The sequence below is a fragment of the Streptomyces sp. NPDC018964 genome (assembly GCF_044390325.1).
Classification (GTDB): Bacteria; Actinomycetota; Actinomycetes; order Streptomycetales; family Streptomycetaceae; genus Streptomyces.
In genome coordinates, this window is sequence record NZ_JBIRYZ010000044.1 from 1 (window position 1) to 20883 (window position 20883).

At 69.7% G+C, this 20883-nt stretch carries 16 protein-coding genes and 5 pseudogenes; 11 read left to right on the plus strand and 10 right to left on the minus strand.

Features of this window, described 5'->3' with window-relative positions; translation table 11 throughout:
* The 3 genes and pseudogenes from ACH5AO_RS36540 to ACH5AO_RS36550 all read left to right on the plus strand — a co-directional run.
* Positions 1-519 (plus strand): annotated as a pseudogene (locus ACH5AO_RS36540) (nucleotidyltransferase); the annotation flags it as partial.
* A gap of 202 nt (positions 520-721) precedes the next feature.
* Positions 722-1060, plus strand: a complete 339-nt coding sequence (locus tag ACH5AO_RS36545) for a transposase (protein WP_398932392.1) — start codon at positions 722-724, stop codon at positions 1058-1060.
* On the plus strand, positions 1057-1398 hold the full coding sequence (locus tag ACH5AO_RS36550; protein WP_398932394.1) for a transposase: 342 nt from the start codon (positions 1057-1059) through the stop codon (positions 1396-1398). The genes ACH5AO_RS36545 and ACH5AO_RS36550 overlap by 4 nt, the downstream gene beginning before the upstream one ends.
* 871 nt (positions 1399-2269) lie before the next feature.
* Here the strand turns inward: ACH5AO_RS36550 and ACH5AO_RS36555 are convergent.
* The 3 genes and pseudogenes from ACH5AO_RS36555 to ACH5AO_RS36565 all read right to left on the minus strand — a co-directional run.
* Positions 2270-2458, minus strand: a complete 189-nt coding sequence (locus ACH5AO_RS36555) for a hypothetical protein (RefSeq protein WP_398932397.1) — start codon at positions 2456-2458, stop codon at positions 2270-2272.
* A pseudogene (locus ACH5AO_RS36560) lies at positions 2445-2741 on the minus strand (transposase); the annotation flags it as partial. The pseudogene ACH5AO_RS36560 and the gene ACH5AO_RS36555, both read right to left, overlap by 14 nt.
* A gap of 4 nt (positions 2742-2745) precedes the next feature.
* Positions 2746-3037, minus strand: a pseudogene (locus tag ACH5AO_RS36565) (transposase); the annotation flags it as partial.
* A gap of 240 nt (positions 3038-3277) precedes the next feature.
* On the opposite strand from ACH5AO_RS36565, the gene ACH5AO_RS36570 reads away from it, so the two are divergent.
* Entirely contained in the window at positions 3278-5671 is a 2394-nt protein-coding gene (locus ACH5AO_RS36570) for an Orn/Lys/Arg decarboxylase N-terminal domain-containing protein (RefSeq protein ID WP_398932399.1), read from the plus strand.
* A 52-nt stretch (positions 5672-5723) separates the two neighbouring features.
* Here ACH5AO_RS36570 and ACH5AO_RS36575 read toward each other — a convergent pair.
* A pseudogene (locus ACH5AO_RS36575) lies at positions 5724-5858 on the minus strand (DDE-type integrase/transposase/recombinase); the annotation flags it as partial.
* A 465-nt stretch (positions 5859-6323) separates the two neighbouring features.
* On the opposite strand from ACH5AO_RS36575, the gene ACH5AO_RS36580 reads away from it, so the two are divergent.
* The 4 genes from ACH5AO_RS36580 (at position 6324) to ACH5AO_RS36595 (ending at position 8958) form a co-directional block, all read left to right on the plus strand.
* The gene (locus ACH5AO_RS36580) at positions 6324-6893 is read left to right on the plus strand and encodes a hypothetical protein (protein WP_398932401.1); all 570 of its coding nucleotides are present in this window, start codon (positions 6324-6326) and stop codon (positions 6891-6893) included.
* Positions 6894-7043: 150 nt separating this feature from the next.
* A complete protein-coding gene (locus ACH5AO_RS36585; RefSeq protein ID WP_398932403.1) occupies positions 7044-7313 on the plus strand; it encodes a hypothetical protein in 270 nt (89 codons plus the stop codon).
* Positions 7314-7488: 175 nt separating this feature from the next.
* A complete protein-coding gene (locus ACH5AO_RS36590; protein WP_398932405.1) occupies positions 7489-8199 on the plus strand; it encodes an endonuclease/exonuclease/phosphatase family protein in 711 nt (236 codons plus the stop codon).
* Between the two features lie 420 nt (positions 8200-8619).
* Positions 8620-8958: a hypothetical protein gene (locus ACH5AO_RS36595; RefSeq protein ID WP_398932407.1), complete on the plus strand. Its 339-nt coding sequence runs from the start codon at positions 8620-8622 to the stop codon at positions 8956-8958.
* A 723-nt stretch (positions 8959-9681) separates the two neighbouring features.
* On the opposite strand, the gene ACH5AO_RS36600 is transcribed toward ACH5AO_RS36595, so the two are convergent.
* The 3 genes from ACH5AO_RS36600 to ACH5AO_RS36610 form a co-directional block, all read right to left on the minus strand.
* The gene (locus ACH5AO_RS36600) at positions 9682-10593 is read right to left on the minus strand and encodes an LLM class flavin-dependent oxidoreductase (protein WP_398932409.1); all 912 of its coding nucleotides are present in this window, start codon (positions 10591-10593) and stop codon (positions 9682-9684) included.
* Entirely contained in the window at positions 10593-11030 is a 438-nt protein-coding gene (locus tag ACH5AO_RS36605; protein WP_398932411.1) for a DUF6506 family protein, read from the minus strand. Before ACH5AO_RS36605 ends, ACH5AO_RS36600 begins: the two co-directional genes overlap by 1 nt.
* Before the next feature lie 583 nt (positions 11031-11613).
* A complete protein-coding gene (locus tag ACH5AO_RS36610; protein WP_398932413.1) occupies positions 11614-12606 on the minus strand; it encodes a proline dehydrogenase family protein in 993 nt (330 codons plus the stop codon).
* Between the two features lie 105 nt (positions 12607-12711).
* Between ACH5AO_RS36610 and ACH5AO_RS36615 the strand changes: the two genes are divergently transcribed.
* Positions 12712-13692, plus strand: a complete 981-nt coding sequence (locus ACH5AO_RS36615; protein ID WP_398932414.1) for a GlxA family transcriptional regulator — start codon at positions 12712-12714, stop codon at positions 13690-13692.
* 2 nt (positions 13693-13694) lie between these two features.
* On the plus strand, positions 13695-14153 hold the full coding sequence (locus ACH5AO_RS36620; RefSeq protein WP_398932416.1) for a hypothetical protein: 459 nt from the start codon (positions 13695-13697) through the stop codon (positions 14151-14153).
* 102 nt (positions 14154-14255) lie between these two features.
* Here ACH5AO_RS36620 and ACH5AO_RS36625 read toward each other — a convergent pair whose 3' ends face one another.
* The 3 genes and pseudogenes from ACH5AO_RS36625 to ACH5AO_RS36635 all read right to left on the minus strand — a co-directional run bounded on the left by ACH5AO_RS36625 (position 14256) and on the right by ACH5AO_RS36635 (position 18573).
* Positions 14256-14765, minus strand: a complete 510-nt coding sequence (locus ACH5AO_RS36625) for a GNAT family N-acetyltransferase (protein ID WP_398932418.1) — start codon at positions 14763-14765, stop codon at positions 14256-14258.
* Positions 14766-15159: 394 nt separating this feature from the next.
* Positions 15160-15700 (minus strand): annotated as a pseudogene (locus ACH5AO_RS36630) (IS5/IS1182 family transposase); the annotation flags it as partial.
* Positions 15701-15759: 59 nt separating this feature from the next.
* On the minus strand, positions 15760-18573 hold the full coding sequence (locus tag ACH5AO_RS36635) for a LuxR C-terminal-related transcriptional regulator (RefSeq protein WP_398932420.1): 2814 nt from the start codon (positions 18571-18573) through the stop codon (positions 15760-15762).
* Between the two features lie 1629 nt (positions 18574-20202).
* Here ACH5AO_RS36635 and ACH5AO_RS36640 point away from each other — a divergent pair.
* Positions 20203-20619: a hypothetical protein gene (locus ACH5AO_RS36640; protein ID WP_398932422.1), complete on the plus strand. Its 417-nt coding sequence runs from the start codon at positions 20203-20205 to the stop codon at positions 20617-20619.
* Positions 20620-20883: the final 264 nt, after the last annotated feature.

A 20883-nucleotide genomic window follows, 5' to 3' on the forward strand; every position in this document is an offset into this window, starting at 1 on the left:
CAGATAGACGGCGTCGGGATCCTGCTGACCAGCACGCGGGTACTGGTCAGCGACGTCGAACGTCACGACGGCGGGTTCTTTATCGCCTGCCTCTGCACCCCGTTGCTGGGCCCTGACCTCGCAGAACAACTGCCCCCTTACCGCCCCACAGCCCTACTCGCGCGGGAGACCAACGGTGACCTCGCCCGCCTGCTTCCACACTGGCGTGCCAAAACAGCCGAAGCCAGCACGGACGCCGCTCGACAGACCCTCAGCCGTCTCGTCGGCCGTCGCCTCGTCCGCACAGGATTCACCCTGATCATGCCCCGATGGGGCGGCTGGACCAGCGACCTCGACCAGTCCGCCGAGCTCTTCGGCCGCTACTACCCCGAGCGCGTCGAGCAGATGCGTGTCGCCGCGTCCATTGGCCGTGCACCCTCACCCGACCCGGCGGTGCTCGGGATGCTCATCAATGACCTCGGGCCTTGGCTCGCAGCCGAATACTCAGCCGTGCACGGCGAGAAAGCCCCGCGCCCCTGACGGGCAGGGCAGGCCGCCGGGTTGTGGGGCTCGTGCTGCTGGAGACAGGAGTTGATTCTTGCCGGCCAGATGGGGTGACAGGTGAGACAGGGAGCGACTTGTCCCTGTCTCGTCCCAGGACGCCCGGCCTTCGCGGACGCGTGCTTCCGTTGTCGTCTCTGTGCGCCTGGGCGCACTCGGCCCGCGGCGGTACGCCGGAAGCATGCCGATGCGACGCCCGTGTCCGAGTGATCTGTCCGATGCCCGCTGGGAGTTGATCGAGCCGGTGCTCTTTGCCTGGCGCCTCGAGCGCTGCGGCAGGGCCCGGGACTTCGGCCGGCCGCCGGAACACGACCTGCGCGACATCATGGACGCGATCTCGTACGTGGACCGCACCGGGGTCCAGTGGCGCTGCCCCCGCACGACTTCCCGCACTGGAACACCGTCTGCGGCCTCCTTCGCCAAGTGGGCGGACGAGGGTGTGCTCGCCGAGCTCAACGGCTGTTCCGGCAGCTGCTACGGGAGAAGGAAGGACGGGACGCCGAGCCGTCGGCCTGTGTGATCGACGCGCAGAGCGTCAAGACCTCCACCAGCGTCCCCGCCACCGGCCAGGGCATCGACGCCGGAAAGAAGATCGTGGGCAGGAAGCGGAACCTGGTCACCGACACCCTGGGACTTCTGCCCGCGGTGCTGGTCACCGTGGCAAGCGTGCAGGACTCCGCCGCCGGCGCCCGGCTCCTGGAGCAGGTCGCCGCCGACCGTCCCGGCATCCGCAAGGCGCGGGTCGACGGTGGCTGCCGCCGGCACCTCGTCGAGCATGCCGCCGTTCTCGGCATCGACCTGGAGATCACCGCTCTGAAGCCCGTGACCAGGGGTTTTACTTCGGTCCCGAAGCGGTGAACGGTCGAACGGACCTATGGCTGGCTCATGCCGCACCGCCGCCTGGCCCGCGACTACGAAACCCTGCCCACCCGCTCCGAAGCCGTGATCCACAGGGCCATGACCGACCTCATGGCCCGTCACCTCACCGGCGAGAACACCATTTCCTGGCGTGACCCGACACCGCGGGCCAAACGGAAGATTCCGGGATAAGACGTCGGGCGAGAACGACCTCTGAAGGCGGGGTAGGCAAACGTGAACGCCGCTGCATCAAGGCTCCCTTTTCGAGTCCCGTCCGCTTGTGCGGGTTCCTCGCCCGCGAGGGGGGTGGTCCAGCTGCCGAAAGGCGGGGGGAGGCAGGAAGCGGGCCTGCCGAGGACGGCGCCGGGCAAGGGGCAGTCAGGCAGGCGGACGGCCAGTGATGGCCGGCAAAGTCGTTGTCCTGATCCGGCGGTAGGTCCTGAAGCCGTACGCGGTCAGTCCTGCCCAGATGACGGTACTGACCAGAGGCCACCACAGATCCCGTCCTCCCTCACCCCGGGCGAGATTGACGACCCAGTTCACCGCCCAGCTGACCGCAAGGACAAGCGCCACCCACCTGGCCCACCGCCAGATTCCCATGGTTCCCCGGGCACGCGCTTCCTGGGGGCTCCGTTTGTCCTGCCGCAATCGTGTGTCATCCATGCCTACCCGCCTACCCCCTGCCCGCCCCTTGCCTCCCGGCCCTTGGAAGAGGGCCGAAAACGGACGGCCCCACCCGGCTTCAGGGATACCCAGAGGTGGTTCGGGAAGGAACTGGCGTGCAGTCAGATGTCTTAAACGAGCATCCACGAGGAGGGTCACGTCCGCTGGAGTGGCGTATCGACGGCCACTCGGTGATCTCGTGTTGAAGCTATGCGGTGAGTTCGGTGGGCAGGGCGGGGTCGTCGGTTTCTGACTCGGTCGGGTGGAGTCGGGCCTTGGTGAGGAGGTCGCGGCCCATGTAGCGGCGGGCCTCGGTCCACTCGTCGTTCCGCTCGGCCAGGACCGCCCCGACGAGCCTGATGACGGCGGTGCGGTCAGGGTAAGACGAGCTGGACACCGGACAGGCCGCGGGCGATCAGCGAGCGCAGGAAGGCCGGTCGGCCGGTGCCGTCCTCGGCGGTGGCCACCCCCAGGCCGAGGATCTCGCGGTGGCCGTCGGCGTTCACGCCGACGGCCACCAGGGCATGCACGTTGATGATCCGGCCAGCGTCCAGGGGACGGTTGCGGAAGGCGGCGACCCGCTCGTGCAGGTGCTGGGCCATCGCGCTGACGTGGTATTTCGACAGCTGCGTCACCCCGAGGGAGTCGGCTGGTTTCTCCACTCGGCGGGTGGAGAAACCAGGGGGTCAGGTCATCGACCACCCACACCCCGGGCATGATCACCTCGGACAACCGCTCGACGATCCGCCGCCGCACCGGCAGCCAATCCCACGGCGACTGGTTCACGAACTGCTGCGGGGCCTGCATGTTCCCGTTCGGCCATCGGCTGGACCGACTTGCGCCGGCTGTCCAACATCAGGCCCCGCAGGTAACACGCACCCCATCGCCGCTGGTCCCACCGCGGCAGCGAACCCGACACATCGGCAACGAACTCCGACAGCTCGCCTCGGAGCCGTTCCGCCTCACCCGACCTCATACCGGAGACGGCACTCACCACCAGCAAAGATCACCCACGGTAACGAAGCACTACTAGCATGCGAGTTACTGCTCCTCCGAGCGTCAGTCGTCTGCGACAAGGGTCGACGTGACCGCCGGTCAATGCGGTGACCGTACGTTTCCTTCGTTCCGGTGGTTTGTCGTTCCCGGCGCCGGTGCCCGCCGTGGGCCGGCTCGGACACTGGCCGGAGCGGCACCGGGCCGCGGGAAGGGGGGCCGCATGCCCGACGGCAGGATTCTGATCGCGGTGCGAGAGCATTCCAGGGCGGAGGGGGCCGCAGCCGAACAGCTGCGCGCGATCCGCACGGCGGTCGAGGCAGAGGGTTTCGAGGTCCGCTGGGCCGTGACCGCCCAGGACGCGCAAGCGGTGCTGCGCACGGAGGCCGGACTGGCAGCGGCCCTGGTCGCCTGGGACCTGCCTGCTGGTACGGCCGTGAACCCGCCGGACGGGGACGAGAACGGCGGGGCCTCGGTACTGCGGCACATCGGCCGGCGGTTCCAGGACCTTCCGGTGTTCCTGGTGATGGCTGACGAGGGTGTGCGGGACCTGCCACTGTGGGTGTCGGAGACGGTCGTCGGCTACGTCTGGCCGCTGGAGGACACTCCCGGCTTCATCGCCGGCCGGATCGCGACGGCGGCCCGCGCCTACCGGGAGGCGGTGCTGCCGCCGTTCTTCCGGGCACTACGCCGCTTCGACGACGCCCATGAGTACTCCTGGCACACCCCGGCACACGCGGGCGGTGTGGCGTTCCTGAAGTCACCGGCGGGCCGTGCCTTCCACGACTACTTCGGCGAGCGGCTGCTGCGCAGCGATCTGTCGATCTCGGTGGAGGAGCTGGGATCGCTGTTCGAGCACACCGGTCCGATCGGGGCGGCGGAGCGCAACGCGGCCCGCGTCTTCGGCGCCGCCCTGACGTACTTCGTGCTGCACGGGGACTCCACCTGCAACCGCCTGGTGGGCCACTTCAGTGTCACTCGAGACGAGTTGGCACTGGTGGACCGAAACTGCCACAAGTCGGTGCTGCACGGCCTGGTGGTGTCCGGGGCCCGCCCGGTCTATCTGGTCCCGACCCGCAACGGCTACGGTCTGGCCGGCCCGCTGCCGCCGGCCGAGCTGGCACCGGAGGCGGTGGCGGCCCGGATCGCCGCGCACCCGCTGGCCGAAGGGGCGCTCTCCGCGGATCCTCAGTACGCGGTGTTCACCAACTCGACGTATGACGGCCTGTGCTACGACGCGGTCCCGACGGCGCGTGCGCTCGCGGCGAGCAGCCCGCGGGTGCACTTCGACGAGGCGTGGTTCGCGTACGCCCGTTTCCATCCGTTGTACGCGGGCCGCTACGGCATGGCGGTGCACGAGTCGTCGTTCCCCGGACCCGACCGGCCGACCGTGTTCGTGACCCAGTCGACGCACAAGCTGCTCGCCGCGCTGTCGCAGTCGGCGATGGTGCACGTGCGGCCCGCGCCGCGGGCTCCGGTGAAGCACGAGCGGTTCAACGAGGTGCTGATGATGCACGGCACCACCTCGCCGCTGTACCCGATGATCGCCTCCCTGGACGTGGCGACCGCGATGATGGACGGGCCGCAGGGCGAGTGGCTGGTCGACGAGGCGGTGACCGAGGCGGTCCGGTTCCGTCAGGAGATGGTCCGGCTCCGGCGCCGTGTCGAGGCCGCCGGGGATCGTCCGCCGTGGTTCTTCGGCGTGTGGCAGCCGAAGACGGTTACCGACCCGGCGACCGGCGCGGAACTCTCCTTCGACGAAGCCCCGCCGGAGCTGCTGCGCACCGAGCCGTCCTGCTGGACGCTCGACCCCGGCGCCGACTGGCACGGTTTCCCGGGGCTGACCGACGGACACTGCATGCTGGACCCGGTGAAGGTCACCCTGACCTGCCCCGGCATCACTCCCACCGGGGAGATGTCGGAGGAGGGCATCCCGGCACGCGTGCTGACGGCGTACCTTGCGACCCGGAACATCGTGGTGGAGAAGACCGACAGCTACACCACGCTGGTGCTGTTCTCCATGGGCATCACCAAGGGCAAGTGGGGCACGTTGCTGGACGCCCTGATGGACTTCAAGGCCCTGTATGACAGCAACGCGCCGTTGGAGCGGGTGCTGCCGCAGGCCGTCGCCACCCACCCGAAGCGGTACACGGGGTTGACCCTGCGCGAGCTGTGCCGGCAGATGCACGACCAGCTGCGCTCGGCACGGCTGGTGGAGCTGCTGGACACCGCGTTCCAGCAGCTGCCGGAGCCGGTGTTCCCGCCGCAGTACTGCTACCAGCGGCTGGTGCGGGGCGGCACCGAGCAGGTGCGCGTCGCGGAGGCGGCCGGCCGGATCGCGGCGGCGATGGTCACCGTCACGCCACCGGGCATCCCGGTGCTGATGCCGGGCGAGAGCGCCGGTGCCCCCGACGGCCCGCTCCTGCGCTACCTCACCGCGCTGGAGTCCTTCGACCGCCGTTTCCCCGGCTTCCGCAGCGAGACGCACGGGGTGACGATCGACGCGGACACCGGCGACTACCAGATCGAGTGTCTGCGTCCCGACCGGGACGGGCACCGCGCCGCGCCCCCGGCCCAGCGCCACGCCCCGCAACCGGTGAACACCCGGCAGTCCTGACACCGGGGCGCGAGACCATACCGCCGCCTCGCGCCCCTCATCCGTCCGGCAAGGGCATGATCTTGCAGTGGGCCGCGCCGTAGGAGCGGAGCTTGTCGGTGACGATCGCCCGTGGCATCGTGTGGGTCTTCTTCATCAGGCGGAGCAAGAAGCGCCTGGCCGCGGCCTCGCCCCGGCGGTCCTGCAACGAGGATGAGGTTCTCCCGAGATGCGGCGGCGCATCGTGTCCCGGGCGTCCTTCCTCTGGGGCCGTGTGGCGCTGCGCGACCTGGACACCGGCCGCCCGGCGTGAACGGAGACGGCGCTGCGGAGGACGGCCCGGTGAGCGGCGCGCCGGCGTACGCGGTCCACGGCTCCGGGCGGCCGGTGGTGCTGGTCGCCGGTGTGTGCGGGAGGCACGAGTCGCATCTGGCAGCATCACCGGATACCCGCGCTCGTCGCGGCGGGCCAACAGGGATGTCACACGAAACGACCGGGAAAGGCCCCGTTGCCGGTTGCTCCAGGCAACGGGGCCTCGCAGGTCGTTGCTCCTGCCGGGGGAATCGTCTGGGTCAGCCGTGATGGCGGCGGTGGCGCGGCCCGGTGAGGATGGGAAGGCACGCGACACCTCGTCGCCGGCCCCTGCTGCCCGCCTGCCTGGAGGAGCACGATCATGTCCGGACGTCACACCCTCATCCGCAGCCTGCACGACGTGGGACTGGCCGCCTGGTTCGGCGGCTCCCTGATGGGCGCGGTCGGGCTGAACGGGGCCGCGGAGCACGAGGGTTCCACGGTCGCCGCCAGGGCCCGGATCGCTTCGGTCGGGTGGGCGAAGTGGGTGCCGGTCAACGCCGCCGCCATCGGCGCGCACCTGTTCGGCGGTGGCGGCCTGCTCGCCGTGAACGCCCACCGGGTCAGAACCCAGCGCGGTGTGGGCGCCTCCACCACGGCCAAGACCGTCGTCACGGCGGCGGCCCTGGCTGCCACCGCCTACGCCCGTATTCTCGGCAAGAAGGTCGAACTGGCCTCTTCTTCCGATCCTGAGGACAACCAGAAGGCGGACCGGCACCCCATCGACAGGGAGAAGGCGCAGCGCCAGCTCGCCTGCGCACAGTGGGCGGTGCCGGCCCTCACCGGATGCCTCGTCGTTCTCAACGCCCTCCACGGCGAACAGCAGCGGCCCGGGGAACAGCTCCACGGCATGTGGGAGCACGCCCGCTCCATGACTCCGCTCATCCCGTGAGAGGGTTCGACCAGCAGTGAGGCTCTGGCTGCCCGAGACCGATGCCGGCATGCCCTCCTCGGACAGCCAGGGCACGGCCGGCTCGAGACCGTCCACGGTCTGCCGCGGCAGGCACTGAACCGTTCCGGGGTGGGGGCCTTCTGAGCGGCGATGTCGATGGTGCAGCCGGATGTGTCGGGGTTGCTGACGGCGAAGAGGGTTTTGCCGTCGGGGCCCATATCGCCGTCGAACCAGGGGTCGTTCGGCAGCCCGCCGATGACCTGTTCCTTCAGGGTGCCGACCGCCACGTCGCTGACGATGAACTTGTCGCGGCTCACCGCCAGCGACAAGGGCTCGTCGCCGTCGCCGCGGTACTGCGCCCCCATGGCGGTGCAGCCGCTCTCGCTTGAACGGCTTGCGCTCCTGCCGAACCCCGGCTGACCAGTGGATCCGCCTGTCCCTACGAGAAGAGGACCCGGCCCGGAGCAGTGCAACCCGACGCCCGCCCGAGGCGGCACTCGGGCCCTCGGAACGCCCGCCGTCAGCCACCGAAAGCGAACGGTCCACCGACTCCGTCGGTGGACCCTCACCCAAGATCGAAGTTAGTCTGGCGCTTGTGCTTACTGTAGCGACCTGGAATGTCCTTCACCGCGTCCACGCGGACAACTGGCCCGAGGAACAGTCGAAGGCGTCCTGGCCGGCGGAGCCCGAACGCACTGCTCGAGTTGCGGCTCGGCTCACTGGGCGCACGGAAGACGTCGTCGCCGCTCAGGAAGTCAGTGGCGACCTCCTGGCAGCGGTTCGGCGGGCGCATCCGGCAGGAACTCTCCACGCCTTTCCGTTGCCGCGGGTGCCGCGCCCCCACGACGGCGTGGCGGTTCTCGCCGACCCTCGCGAGCACCTGGTGATACTCGCACGGGGTGAGACACGTCAGGTCGTCGCCGAGGCTTTCCCGGAGGACCCGGGAAAGGGACTGCTCGCCGTGGCCGTCGCCAAGACCCTGGTCGTATGCACACATGTGAGTTCCGGGGAGCGGCGTACAGGCCAGATCGCCCGGCTCCGGCAACTTGTTGACGACTGGGTCGGCCCAGCCGTGCTGCTGGGCGACTTCAACGCCGACCGCCACGTGCTGACCGACGCTCTGGACGCGGACTACGCGGTCAGCGACCTTCGTCCGGGCGCCTTGCCGACCCGACCACGCACGACGGGGACGAAGTCCCAGTACATCGACCACGTCGTGGTACACGGTGCCGCGCTGGGCGGCGCCTCGGTGGAAGACGCCGGAGGGCTGTCCGACCACAATCTGGTCAGGGCCGCTGTGCTCTGATCGCGCCTCCCCCTGTGCATCCGCGCGCGGGAGGGTTCGACTGCGGGAGGCGGGGCCATCTCGCGTCAGGCCTCCCTGCGGTTGTCGTACCCGCCCCGGCGCAGGTGGGACGAACACCGCCCTGCACACAAACCGATCACTGCGCTGCAGCGCCGGGGGCCGATCCGGTCCGCAGGGGCCGACCGCGGTCACTTCCGTCTCAGGACCCGGTGCCGCTGGTGTCCGCGTGCCGGCACGCGGAGCGTGGAACCGCCGGCGCACACGAACCCAGAAGAGAACACCCCGCTTCGCGGCAGTCGTTTTGGTTCCTGTCCCCGTCAGGCCGAGGTCGACTGCGGTTGAGCCACGACTACGGGCTGCCGACACAAGAATCAAGACCCGCCCCTGCGTTCAAGAATCCCAAAAGGAATCGGAAACAAAATGCACAACACCCCGCTCTCTGCCGAACCAGTGATTTTCCGGCCCACCGGTTCAAAGATTTTCCCCTACGCCACCCGAGAAGCACGGCGATGGATCGTCCTGCGGCTCAACGACTTCCCCGAGCATCCCTTGTACACCCTGTTCGTCGATGCACAACACGTTGACGACTTCGACGACGCTCCGGATAACTGGCTGCTTCCAAGCCCCGGAGCGCCCTCCGCACTCAGTGCACGGGAACGCGAGGAGGCGCTGCGTACCGTGTCCGGTCTCGAGGCCTACGGCGCCGAGACCGGCACACCGTGCCGCGGAGGATTCTGTTCCTGCAGCCAGCGCAGGTGAGCGATCAGGAGCAACGGTCAGCCCAGTTGTTGCACCACACCACGACGGACTGGCTGCGCACTTGCCGAAATGCCGGGTCGGCGTCCTCGAACACGAATTCAACCTCGGTGAGATCCCGATGCCCTGTGGACACCGGGTCCGTACCGGTCCCGTTGATCCTTGTCGGTCATCACGGTGGTTTGCGCGAGCGGCTCCCCCGACTGGTGGCCCGGCTCCGCCGTCACACGGCCGCGCGACCAGCGGCACCCGCGGCCCGGGGCCGTCGGCAACCGCCGACTTGACCACCCGTCGGGACCGGTGGTGCTCGAACCCCCTTGCACTGGTCTCCCGCCACGCCCGATCCGCTTCGGGCTCCCGAGCAGACCGAGAGCCGTGGAGTGAGGCCGGTGCCACGGACACGCCCGATGAGGCGTCGGGCCGGCCCCGGTCGCTGAGCCCTGGAACCAGGCCGCCAGGTGGCCGCGTTCGCTGGTGACCGGTGTGAAAACCCGCGCGCCTCGGGACGCCCGGGAACCTGCGGGGATCCTCACGGTTCGTGTGCGCGCGGCTCGATTCCTGACCACGCTTGTGCGTGTCCGCCGCAGAGTCAGTCACCTTGTGGGATCACGACGAGCGGGGAAGACAGCTGACCCTGGCCCCAGCCCCGGCGAGGAAGGTGTGGAACCCGCCCTGCCGGAGCTCTCGGCCCTCCACCTCTTGCATCGCACGAGCTCGTCAGGTCGGTCACGTGCTCCTGCGGAGACCGGACAGGTCCGGACGGGGACCCGCCGTGTCGAGTCGTGGGCACTCGGTTGCCGCCTGTTCGAGCACCGCCATCTGCGCATCGCTGCGCTCTCCGCGGGGCCACAGGACGGCCAGTGTCGTGACGCCCAGCTCCGCGTACCTGCCTGCGCAGTCGCGGAACGCCTCGATCGAGGACAAGGGGCGCTCGCCTCCGTATCCCAGCACGGTCAGGCGCGGCAACGTGCGGGGGTCACGTCCCTGCTGCGCGCACACCTGGTCGAGCAGCGTGATCTGGCGGCGTACTTCGGCGTAGGGCGTGCCGGCGTAGGCAGCCGGGTCCTGGCGGATGTCCTGGGTGATCCACAGATCCGCGAAACGGACAGCCGTCTGCATGCCGCGCACTCCGGTGGCGGCGACCGCCAGGGGCGGTCGGCGAGGCCGCCCGCCGCCTATGTCCACCTGGTGGGCGGAGAAGAAGCGGCCGGAGTAGTCGGTGCGCTTCCGCAGCAGGAGCAGGTCGGTGAGTTCCACCCATTCCTGCAGCCGCGCCGTACGCTCAGCCCGGGTGATCGGCTGCCCCCCGAGGGCATCGGAGTCCCCGCCGGGGCCTCCCGCGCCGATCCCCATGACGAAGCGGCCCTCCGAGACGGCGTCCAGCGCCAGTGCCGCCTTCGCCGAGGTGACGGGGTGGCGGAAGTTCGGCGAGGTCACCATGGTGCCCACGCCGATGCGCGAGGTGACGGCGGCAAAGCCCGCGAGAGAGGTGTACGCCTCGTGCCATACGGGTCTGGCGTTCAGGTTCAGGTGGTCGTACAGCCAGCCCCGGTTTACGCCCATTCCCTCGGCCCGCAGCCACTCCTGCCGCATCACCGGCCACGAGGAGTCCGGCCACATCACCGTATCGATCTTCATCACTGCACCTCTGCTCCAGGGCGGACCCAGGGTGGACCTGCCGCTGCCAGAGGCCCACCTCCCGGGATCCGCCGATCCATGTGAGGGCGCCGGTGCGCCGCGGAAGGGACGCGTCCTCGGTTCAGGCCCCCTCGGGGGCCAGCAGCGCTGCCAGGCCGGGGACGGATTCCGCGCCCGTAGGTGGCCGCTCCCACCGGAACCCGGTCACCCACGGCCTCGATGAACCTTGCCGTCCACACCGGGCCGAAGGCCCCGCACAGTTCGATGAGCTGCGCCCCGTCGTCGACCAGTGCCGTAGCGGCCCGGACCGCTGCTTTCCTCTCGGGAACGGCGACGATCGTGGTCTTCAGCCCACCGCGCTTGATGACGCCCCGGTCCGCCGCCGGGTCCTCGGCCCCGAAGCCCGGATAGATGAAACCCCAGCTGTTGAGCGCCATACCGGCGGTCCTCCTTAGTCGATCCTGTCGTTGAGCCAGTTGTCGAGTCGTGGGATGTCTCGGCGGACCGCACGTATGAGGCGTGGGCGCGGCACGCCGTCGGTCCACTCGGAGTGACCGGCCGATCGTCCCTGTGCGCCCTCACCGTGAACGGGCATCGGCCGCCGCTTGCGCACGCTCGGACCGGTCCGGGGCTTCGGCACGTGCGGAAGCCGCAGCGGGCCAGGGGCCGGACGGTCGAGGACGGAGCATGCGGCGACGGTGCCGCCACCACCGTCCGTGCGGGAGGACGGGCGGTGGCGGAATTCTCCACCGGTCCTTCCCGGCCCGCCCCACGCCGAGCAGGCCCCGGTTACGTCTCCTGCTCGACGGCCCGACGCCACCCCGGTGAAGTCCGGGAACGGCGGCGCACGGGTGAAGTCGTGGTTCGAGGTCCGCACGTCCCGGGGCGGTCCGACTCCGCTGCTGCCGACCCGCGCAGCCGTTCCCGCTTCGGAACGGCGCCGTCAAGAGGGCTCGTCGAGGTCGACGATGCACCTTCCGCTGCCGTTCGGCGGCCCGGGCCGCCGAACGAGGTGCCCTCTCAGGACGCGGCGTCGACGAGCGCCTGGAGGAGACGCTGGGGATCCTCGGCAAGCCTGTTGCAGACGTAGAGCCACCACTCGGTGCCGAAGACGACATACTCGCGGGTGGGGTGACCGTGCCGGGCCATTGCGTCGAGACGGTCGGAGCCGAGCCCGAGAAGCGTCTCGAATTCCCACGGGGCGGTCCCGCGGCCCTTCCCGCCGAGGTGACGGTCGATGTGGCGGACCAGATCCCAGTCATGGGTGGCGAAGGAACACAGGTGTCCCGAGTCGGCCAGTTGTTCCGCGTAGGTGAGGTAGGCAGTGGCCAGGGCGGGGGATTCGCGCGGGTGGGCAATGGCCTCGGGTTCGAGGAAGGCGCCCTTGACCAGCCGGATGCGGCCGGGCAGAGCGAGGAGTTCCGCCAGATCGCCGGCCGTGCGGTGCAGTCGCGCCTGCACCGTGATGCCGACGTGGTCGAACCGCCGGCACAAGGCGCGGTGTACGGCCAGTACGGCGTCGGTGCGGTCGGAGCCTTCAGCCGAGATGACCATCTCCCGCCCGCTGTCCGCGGTGGCCTGCGCGATGCGGGAGGCGTTGGTCAGGGCCAGCTCCTCGTCGACGGCGAGACCGATGTGGGAGAGGTCCAGGGAAATCGAGCAGCCGGGCGGCAGCAGCCTGGCCGCGTCGAGGAACACCTCGGTCTCGGCCACGGCGCGACGCGCGTCGCGGCAGCTTTCACCCAGGTACTCGACGTTCACGCGATGACCGGCCGTGCGGATGTGTTCCGCACGCTCCAGCGCATCGGTCAAGGTTTCGCCGGCGACGAAGCGCTGGGCCACCTTGCGGGCCAGCCGGCCCAGGAACGGGTCTTGCGGAACGCGCCACTTCAGGTCCTCGTCGAGCGCGAGCATGCGCAGTACCTGCGCTGCTCGGGTCGACAGGGCGGTCGCGTCCGTGGAAGGGAGCGGTGTGGTCACCGACGGTGTGATCGTTGGGGCGATGGTGTGCATGACTCGAGACTGCCAAGGCCGGGACCGCACCGGGAGTGGCGGAAACGACAGGTAGGCTGAAAATCCTGCCACCGGCGTTCAGTCCGACAGGAAGGTCAGGGACTCATGCTCCGCGATGTTGCCGTTCTGGCCCTGGAAGGCAGCCACGCCTTCGAACTGGGTGTGTTCTGCGAGGTGTTCGGCATCGATCGCAGCAACGACGCGCTACCCGTCTACGACTTCGCCCTTGTCTCGGCCACGGGCGACTCCGTGCCCACTCGGCACGGCTTCGACGTACGGGTCCGGCACGGTCTCGACAGACTGTCCTCAGCCGACCTGATCTGTGTTCCCGCCTACGATCCAGCCGTGCGGCAGCCCAAGCGCCTGGCCGACGCGCTGGGTGCCGCGGTCGAACGGGGTGCGCGTGTGCTCAGCATCTGCACGGGTGCCTTCCTCCTGGGGGAGGCGGGCCTGCTGAACGGGCGGCGCTGTACCACCCACTGGCGTTACACCGATGACCTCGTCCGCCGGTATCCGCAGGCCCTGGTCGAATCGGACGTGCTGTACGTGGACGAGGACCCGGTCATCACGGGAGCCGGAACGGCCGCCGGTGTCGACACCTGTCTCCATCTGATCCGCAAGGAACACGGCAGTTCCGTCGCCAACGCCATCGCCCGGCGGATGGTCGCACCCCCGCACCGGGACGGCGGTCAGCGCCAGTACCGCGAACGTCCCCAGCCCCGGGAGGGCACCGGCTCCCTCGCCTCCCTCCTCGCCTGGGTCGAGGCCAACCTCGACCGGGAACTGACGGTCGAGGCCATGGCCGGCCACGCCCATCTGTCCCCGCGCACCCTCGCCCGCCGCTTCAGGGAAGAGACCGGAACGACCCCGCTGCAGTGGCTGACCGGACAGCGCGTCCTGCTCGCCCAACATCATCTGGAGACCACCGACGATTCGATCGCCACCATCGCCGGGCGAACCGGATTCGGCACCGCCGACAACCTGCGCCACCATTTCACCCGACGATTGGGTGTCACGCCCCAGGGATACCGGCGAACCTTCCGCACACCGGACGACCGCCTCCAGCCGGTCCCTGGCGCCGGCTGACGGTGCTCCGGTCACTCCGGCCGCATCTCCTCCAGTCCACCCACGAGGACCGGGCCGCGGCGGGCACCCACGACGCGGCCGCCCATGCGCTGTCACCGCGAATCCCGGAACGGATCGCGTTCGACATCTTCAGCGGGCGCCGGCCATGGCGGCTGCTCCTTTGGAGCGCGGCGGACACCACGGCGCACCCGGCTGCTCGCCGCCCCGCACTGATGCCCATGCCCGGCGGAGGGGTGGTCAACGACTGGAGCGTCCTGCATCCGCGGAACGCCCCGGACGCGCCCGATGCCACCGCCGCGCTCGCCTGCGGGGCCCCCGTCACCGCCCCGGCTGCCGGCCGGTTCTCTGCCGATCGGGCAGCCGGCCGTCTCGGCCCGGCGGCCGTCCTCCGTCGCGGCGTCCTCACAGCCGCGCTCGGTACGGGACCGACAGGGCTCCCGCGCCAGGACGTCGGCGAGTGAGACCACCGGCCGCGACGACCAGGGGCCCTGCCGCGGCACGGGGCCCGGCCATCGGCCGCCATCGTCCTCGGACCACCGGATGAGAAGCGTCCAGCATGCCCGTCATGCAAGGACGAGGGACTTCTCCATCACCATCACGGACTGTCCGTTCTCGTTCCTTGTGTTATGAAGGATCGCCCGCCAGCCGAGCGCGGACCAGAACTCCCGGGAGGACGACATCTGCTCGAACGTGCACAGCCGTGCGCGTTCTGCGCCCATCGCGCGGAAGCGATCCTCGGCAAGCGCTGCCAGGCTTTTTCCGATGCCCCGCCCCTGTGCTTTCCCGTGCACGATGAGCTCCATGATCCATGGGAGGCCATCCTGCGGATGACGTGTCAGCACTGACAGAAGAGCCACCGCCGCTCCCTGATCGACGCGAGCGAGCTCCACATGGCACCCGGGTGTGCCCAAATCCTTGCGCAGGTACGCCTCGACTTCTTCCACCACCACGGCCTCCGGGTCGAACTCACCCGACACGCGACAGTACAGCGGATTACTGGCGAATATTCCGAGAACATCTCGCACGTGGTCACGTGCCGCAAGAGAGATCGGCGATACCGATGGCGTGGCCACGCTGCTCCTTCGCGGCTGCTGAGGACAAGCTGGACGGCAGCAGAATACCCACCGGAAGGCCTGCGCACTTCTCGCGCTTCCCGACCGGAGAAGGGCGGAGGCCGTGCCACCACCTCAAGAAGTGCGACGGACGACAACGCTTGCAGCGTATTCTGGGCCATCGACGCTCGCGGCCGGGGCCTTCAGCCCACGGAACCGAATGCCGTGATCAGCCGGACAGCCGGCGGCCCTTTCCCTTGCAGCCCCTGTCGCGGCGTCGGCTTCGCCTCCGGCCCACTGTCGCACGACACGACGGAAGCTGACGTTCCTCAGTGTCCGGTCGTGAACAAGGGTGTTCTCGTCCATGACCGCGGCCTTGGTACCGGGGTGGGCAGCGGTTTTCGGCCGTGTCCTGCGTGGTGAGGCGGATGAGCCGCCCGTAGCGGCACAGGGCGGCGGCGAGGCCGGGAAAGACCGGGTGGTTGCGGGGGTCGCGCTCGCGGTGAAGGGCTGAGCCTGCGGCGGCCGGACAGCCACGGCCCGGCGCGCTCGATGGCCCATCGGCGTCACCCCGACGTTCGCCGGACTCGATGCCCCTGTGGGTGATGCGGACGCCGGCGCGCTTGCCGCGGAGCCGTCCGCGCGGGTCGGACCGGTCGCGGGCCTCGTCCGCAGCCAGGCGCTGGGGCCGGAAGGGCCGGCCGCCGAGGGGCATGTCTCGTTTGGTGCCCCTCCGCCCTCGGCTTCAGCCGTTCGCCGTCGTAGGTGTTGCCGGTCGAGACGCCGACGACGAGGGGCAGGCCATGTACGTCCGACAGGATGTGCGTCCCGGCACCCGGCTTCCCCCGTGCCACAGGGTGCGGACCTGTGCGTCCACCCCTTTCTCCGGCCCTGGCGCGGGCGACGCCGATGAGGCCGGTGTCATCGGGACGGTGCAGCACGGCTTCGTGCACACGTGGTCCGTGAGGTCCTCGACAGGCCATCGTGGCAGGACTCCCACCGATCCGGACCTGCCTCAGGCGCGCGGGGTGGCGATCCTCAGAGCGCTCGTCAGCTCCCGCCGGTTCGATATGCCGAGCTTGGTGTAGGCGTTCTGCAGGTGGTTGTTGACCGTGCGGACGGAGAGGTGGAGCGCCTGCGCGATGTCACGGCTGGCTCGTCCCGCTGCGGCAAGGAGAGCCACTTCCTGTTCCCGAGGGGTGAGCGCAGAAGCCGTCTCGGTGAGAGCCAGGATCGGCGTGTGGGCTCCTTCACAGGACGTGATGTAGTGCTGCGCCTGTTGCGCGGCGCCGGCCGCGTACCGTGACCGTCCGGACCGGCGCCAGCGGGTGGCCGCTGCGGCGGCCGCCTCGCCGGCGAACAAGCGGAGTCCTGTCTGGCCCAACTCTTCGGCCACTTCCAGTAGCCGGCCCGGGTCCTGTGACGCCAGCGCACAGGCGTAGCCGGTTCGCAGGTCGACGAGCTTGCCCTGGCTCAGCCTCGCGATCTCGGCCAGCCGCGTGGCGGCTTCTTCGGCGCCGCCCAAGCGGGCGAGGTCCGTGAGCAACAGCGCCTCGGACGAGCCGTGCCGTGTGAAGCGTGCGAGGCCGGCCGCCTCGAGCAGCAAATCGCGTGCCCCCTTGCGATCCCCCCGAGCGGCGAGGCACCAGGCATCACCCAGGTAGTCCTCGCCCGGGAACCACTCGACGGCCGGGTAGTCCTTGGCTCGTGCCGCCGCCTCGTCCGCCGCGGCGAGGTCACCCGACAGAGCCGCGCACACGGCCATCCCGGAGAACGCCAGGCGCTGCGGCTTGGTCTGCCGTCGGGCCGAGGCAGTCGTGACCGACTCGGCGTACCACCTGGTCGCCGACTTCACACGACCGGCCATGAGTTCGGTGCGCGCGATGATCAGTGCCAGCCATGCCTGGGGACCGAGCGTTCGCGCGGAGATCAAGTCGTCATATCCCTTCTGCCCCACCTCGAGTGCCTCGTCGATGCGCGCATGCTCGGTGAGGGCCAGGGCAAGAGGGGGAACGGACGCCGCAGGATGGGACAGGAGGGCGTGTTCATCGAACTCGCGGTGCAGCGCGTAGGCCCGTTCGGCCCAGGCGACTGCTTCGGTGACCCGGCCGACCGCTGTCATGCTGATGCTTTTGGCCATGGCACCCCACAGCCAGGCGTCGATGTCCATGTCCTGGCCGATTCGCTCCGGCAGTTCCAGGTCGAGTACGTGAAGCCCTTCGCTCGGTTCGCCGGAGAAGACCCGGACGACTCCCTCGTTGACACGTAGCAGCCGCCGGCCGGCCGGGCTCCGCGTCCGCCTGCGGGCGGCTGCTATGACCTCGAGGGCGGTTTCGGCACGGTTCCCGGTCCACAGCAGGTTCATCGCTCGGCTGATGGTGGCGGCAAGGGCCTGGGACTCGTCTGCGGCGTTGGTCTCGGTGAGGGCGAGCACGTCGTCCGCCTTTTCCCACTGGCCCAGTTCACGCAACGCCTCTCCCCGCATCAGCCCGACCGACGTGCTGTGTTCCTCCGGCAGGGCGTCCAGCAGAGTGACGACCTGCTGGTAGTCGTGGGCGTGCCGGGCCACGGTGGCCGCACGTACCAGCAGTCCGGCGTCTGCCGTGCCGGTGGCTGCCAGCTTCCACGAGGCGATGTGCAGGGCGTCACTGTGCCGTCGAAGGCCGTGTCTGGCGGTGCGTTCCGCTTGGGCCAGCAGCAGGGCGCGGCGGCGCGAGGGCGGCAGTTCGTCCCGGAGCACCTCCGCGTACAGGGGGTGGGCCAGAGTGGCCACGGCACGGCGGCCGTCGTGCCGCGTACGGATGATCGCGAGCCTCTCGAGGTCCTCCAGCACGTCCGTCGGTATGGCGGCCTCGACATCCGGAAGCGGTAGGTGACCGCAGAGCGCGAGCAGTTCCAGCGCGGGCCGGGCACGCGGGTCCGCGGCATCGAGCCGTGCGGCGATGAGTTCGGTCAGAACCGGAGTCCGGGTGAGCAGACGCTCCTTCGATTGCCAGGTCTGGCCGTCGTTGACGAGCGTGTTGGCCGTCAGCCCTCCGAGTACCAGTTCACGGAGGTACAGGGCGTTGCCCTGGCTCGTCGTGAACAGTTCGTGCAGGGTCCGCCGACCGATGGCACCGCCCAGCACGGACTCGAGCAGCAGCTTGACGTTCCCCTGGTCGAGTGTTCCGAGATCCACCCGGCGCACCGCGTCGCCGCGGGTGAGGGCCCGCGCCGCGTCACTGAGTGCCCTTCCGGTCCGCAGGGTCGCGACGAGTCGTATCACCCCCGCGTCCATCAACTGACGCAGCAGCACTGTCGACGTGCTGTCGAGCAGGTGCACGTCGTCGACGAACAGGAGGTGCTGCACGGCCCGGCCCCGGCCGGAGAGCGCCGCGGAGATCGCGGCGAAGCCCTTGACCGGGTCGGACAGATCCACGCCGACGGGTATCAGATGGGCCACGGCTCCCAGCGGTACCGTGCGAGCGGCTTCCGTGGCGGTGACCCGGGACACCGTGACGGACCTGCTCGGCAGCCGGGACAGCCACTCCTCGGCCATGCGGGTCTTTCCCACACCGGCCGGGCCGGCGATCACGAACCCCCGGAAACGCGGGTCGGTCCAAGCCGAGTCGAAGGCCGCCAGTTCGACGTCCCTGCCCACAAGCGGCCAGAGACGGGCGCTGTCCCGCACATCCATGGCATTTTCCACTGGTAACGGACCATCCTTGTCTGCGGTGTCGAGGTTGTTCGTACAGGTGGTGCAGCGGCGCCTGCGACCGGTCGGTGAACACGTGGACGCGCCGGCCGTCCGGCGGCTTTCGGTGCCTGCACGGTCACGCGTCGCTTTCACGTCTCACCGCGCCGGGCCGTCGGCAGCCTCGCCCGGACACAGAACCGGTGCGACCGGCGGCGATCCGTGGGCGTACCACCTCGCGGGGGGCGGGAAGTGCCGGAATCAGTCGCGTTCGCCACCGGCCTCCGACAGCGGCCCGCACGATCACCTCGGTGTTCATTCCGCACGGTGCCTGCCCGTCGCATCGTGACCGGTGTCTCCCGCCCCGGTCTTGGCCTGCGGCCCGGCCGAAGGCCCCAGGTCTGCCCGCTGATTCATGGGCCCGCCCTGGATCCGCACCTCGCCTGGACGGCACCGCCACGGAACGGCGTCGGCCTCGTGCGGCACCGTCTCGGCCGAGGTCCCGTCGACACTCGGGCCCGCCGACAGCTCCTTGGACGCCATGCCCCTCCCTCCCGCTTTCACCAAGTGGGCGGTCGCGATGCGTGTGCTCACCCGACCGGTGCGGACGCGATCCACTCGTGTGCGGCTCCGCGCCTCCCGTACGGAGGCGACCGGAGTTCCACCTGCGTGAAGTCCACGGACGACACGTCAATTCCATCACTTTAATGTTCATTTAAACAGATCCATGTGCGATCCTCTCGGTGGGTGGGCAACCCCTCCTGCTTCCAACCCGTCGTGCCGAGTGACACGGGACAGGACCTCTGGGACGGCGCGTGCGACCCACTTGCCGCCCACTCCTCGAACGTGGAGGTCACCGCCCTGGCAGCGGCAACGCCACGGCGCCCGGCCGCGGATCGCCGCGGGCGGCCGGGGCTGGGCACGGAAGACTGCCCCGCCGCACGCCGGAGGCGTGATCCCCTCCTGCTTCGTCCGAGTACTCCGGTCGCCGGCCGGCACCGAGCTGGATCGACGTGAGCAGTCATGGCGACAGGTGCGGACAGGTGACGCTTCGGCCGACGACCGGCCGTGCGCCCTGCCTCCCGGGGTGACCGCGTCCGCATGCGTGCGAGTGGCGCCCGGTACCACCACCGGAGCTGTCGCAGGCCGGCTTCGTCCGGCACCTGATCAGCGGGCACGCCTTCCGGGTTCATCCCCCACAGCACCCCTTCACCTCCGCACTCCAGGAGCGATCGACCTTCACGAGCGGTGTGCACCGCGCAGGAGAACACCCTTCGAACCATGCACGAGCGCACTGCGAAGTCACTCGGACGACAGTGGCAGGCTTCTGTGATCGACGTCCTCCTCGCGCGTTCCGGGACAGCGCCTTCCGGCGGACCGGCGGCGTCCGGCCAGTGAGGGGACTTCGACGTGCGGCCGGCCTCCGCCCAGGCGGTGAACGGCGGCGGGGGTGACGCCGGCTGCTGCCGGGAGGCCTCCGGGGCGCCCGCACCGGTCCATGGGGCGGACCGCACGGGGACTCACCCTGCCCACCCTGGTGGACACGGTCGACATGGGCATCGGTTGCTCACGTCGCGGCGCGCGGCTCCGGCTTGCATGGGGATCCGGAGAATTCCGACGAGTCGGGGCGGTCCGCCGGGCCATCGGCGACTCCTCCACGAGGTGGACACCTCGCGCGGTCGGCCACTCCTGACCGAGACGGAGCTCAGGGGCTTCGGAACGAAGCCGCCGACCGGCCGAAGGCCGCTCTGAAGTGATATGCGAACGCGGGAGAGATCACTGCACATGGATACTGGCGCGGAGCTTGTTTCTCCGGTTTGGCTGCTCATGGGAGCTACGGGCAGCGCACCTGGGTTCCTCTACCTCAAGAAGCAGCGTGTCGCCTTCGAGGTCACCCGTCGTGGTGCGCTGACGGAGGGGCAGTCGAACCGGCTGATGGAACTGTTCCACGATCCCGGACTCAACGGCACCTGGAGCCCCGAGGGAACACCCGTCGTTTTCGATGTTCCGCTCTCCGAAGTGACCGGTGTGCGCTTCCCCTGGTACGAGTTCGGTGGGGGCATGCGCATTCACCTGGGTAGTCATCGGTTCAGGTTCTCCTTTGTGCAGCCGTCGAACACCGCCGTTGAGCCACACGCACCCGGCATGGGCCGGGGCAGGGCTGCATGCCGCCACTGGAAGGACGCCCTGTCCCGGCTCTGACCTCGGTGAACGGTTGCCGGGGACAGTACGGTTCGCGGCAGCCCGCCACCGGTCGGCCGCGGCGCCGGGCCACGGTCGGGAAGGACGCGTACGCGTGCTCAAGGACTGCTGTACGCGGGGTGATCCCGGTGCACCCGAAGGACCGCAGTCATGTTCTGTCCCGTCTTCGCGGCGGGGGGTCCCCGCACCGGAATTCCCGTGTCCCTGACGGCGTCCGTCCCGCTGTGCGGTTCTCACCGGCTGTCCGTCCGGGCTGTATCCGGT

Excerpts from the sequence above, each read along its gene's own strand:
- ACH5AO_RS36545 (WP_398932392.1), top strand. The coding sequence starts at position 722 with ATGCCGATGCGACGCCCGTGTCCGAGTGATCTGTCCGATGCCCGCTGG.
- ACH5AO_RS36570 (WP_398932399.1), top strand. The coding sequence starts at position 3,278 with ATGCCCGACGGCAGGATTCTGATCGCGGTGCGAGAGCATTCCAGGGCG.
- ACH5AO_RS36580 (WP_398932401.1), top strand. The coding sequence starts at position 6,324 with ATGTCCGGACGTCACACCCTCATCCGCAGCCTGCACGACGTGGGACTG.
- ACH5AO_RS36585 (WP_398932403.1), top strand. The coding sequence starts at position 7,044 with ATGTCGATGGTGCAGCCGGATGTGTCGGGGTTGCTGACGGCGAAGAGG.
- ACH5AO_RS36595 (WP_398932407.1), top strand. The coding sequence starts at position 8,620 with ATGCACAACACCCCGCTCTCTGCCGAACCAGTGATTTTCCGGCCCACC.
- ACH5AO_RS36600 (WP_398932409.1), bottom strand. The coding sequence starts at position 10,593 with ATGAAGATCGATACGGTGATGTGGCCGGACTCCTCGTGGCCGGTGATG.
- ACH5AO_RS36605 (WP_398932411.1), bottom strand. The coding sequence starts at position 11,030 with ATGGCGCTCAACAGCTGGGGTTTCATCTATCCGGGCTTCGGGGCCGAG.
- ACH5AO_RS36610 (WP_398932413.1), bottom strand. The coding sequence starts at position 12,606 with ATGCACACCATCGCCCCAACGATCACACCGTCGGTGACCACACCGCTC.
- ACH5AO_RS36615 (WP_398932414.1), top strand. The coding sequence starts at position 12,712 with ATGCTCCGCGATGTTGCCGTTCTGGCCCTGGAAGGCAGCCACGCCTTC.
- ACH5AO_RS36640 (WP_398932422.1), top strand. The coding sequence starts at position 20,203 with ATGGATACTGGCGCGGAGCTTGTTTCTCCGGTTTGGCTGCTCATGGGA.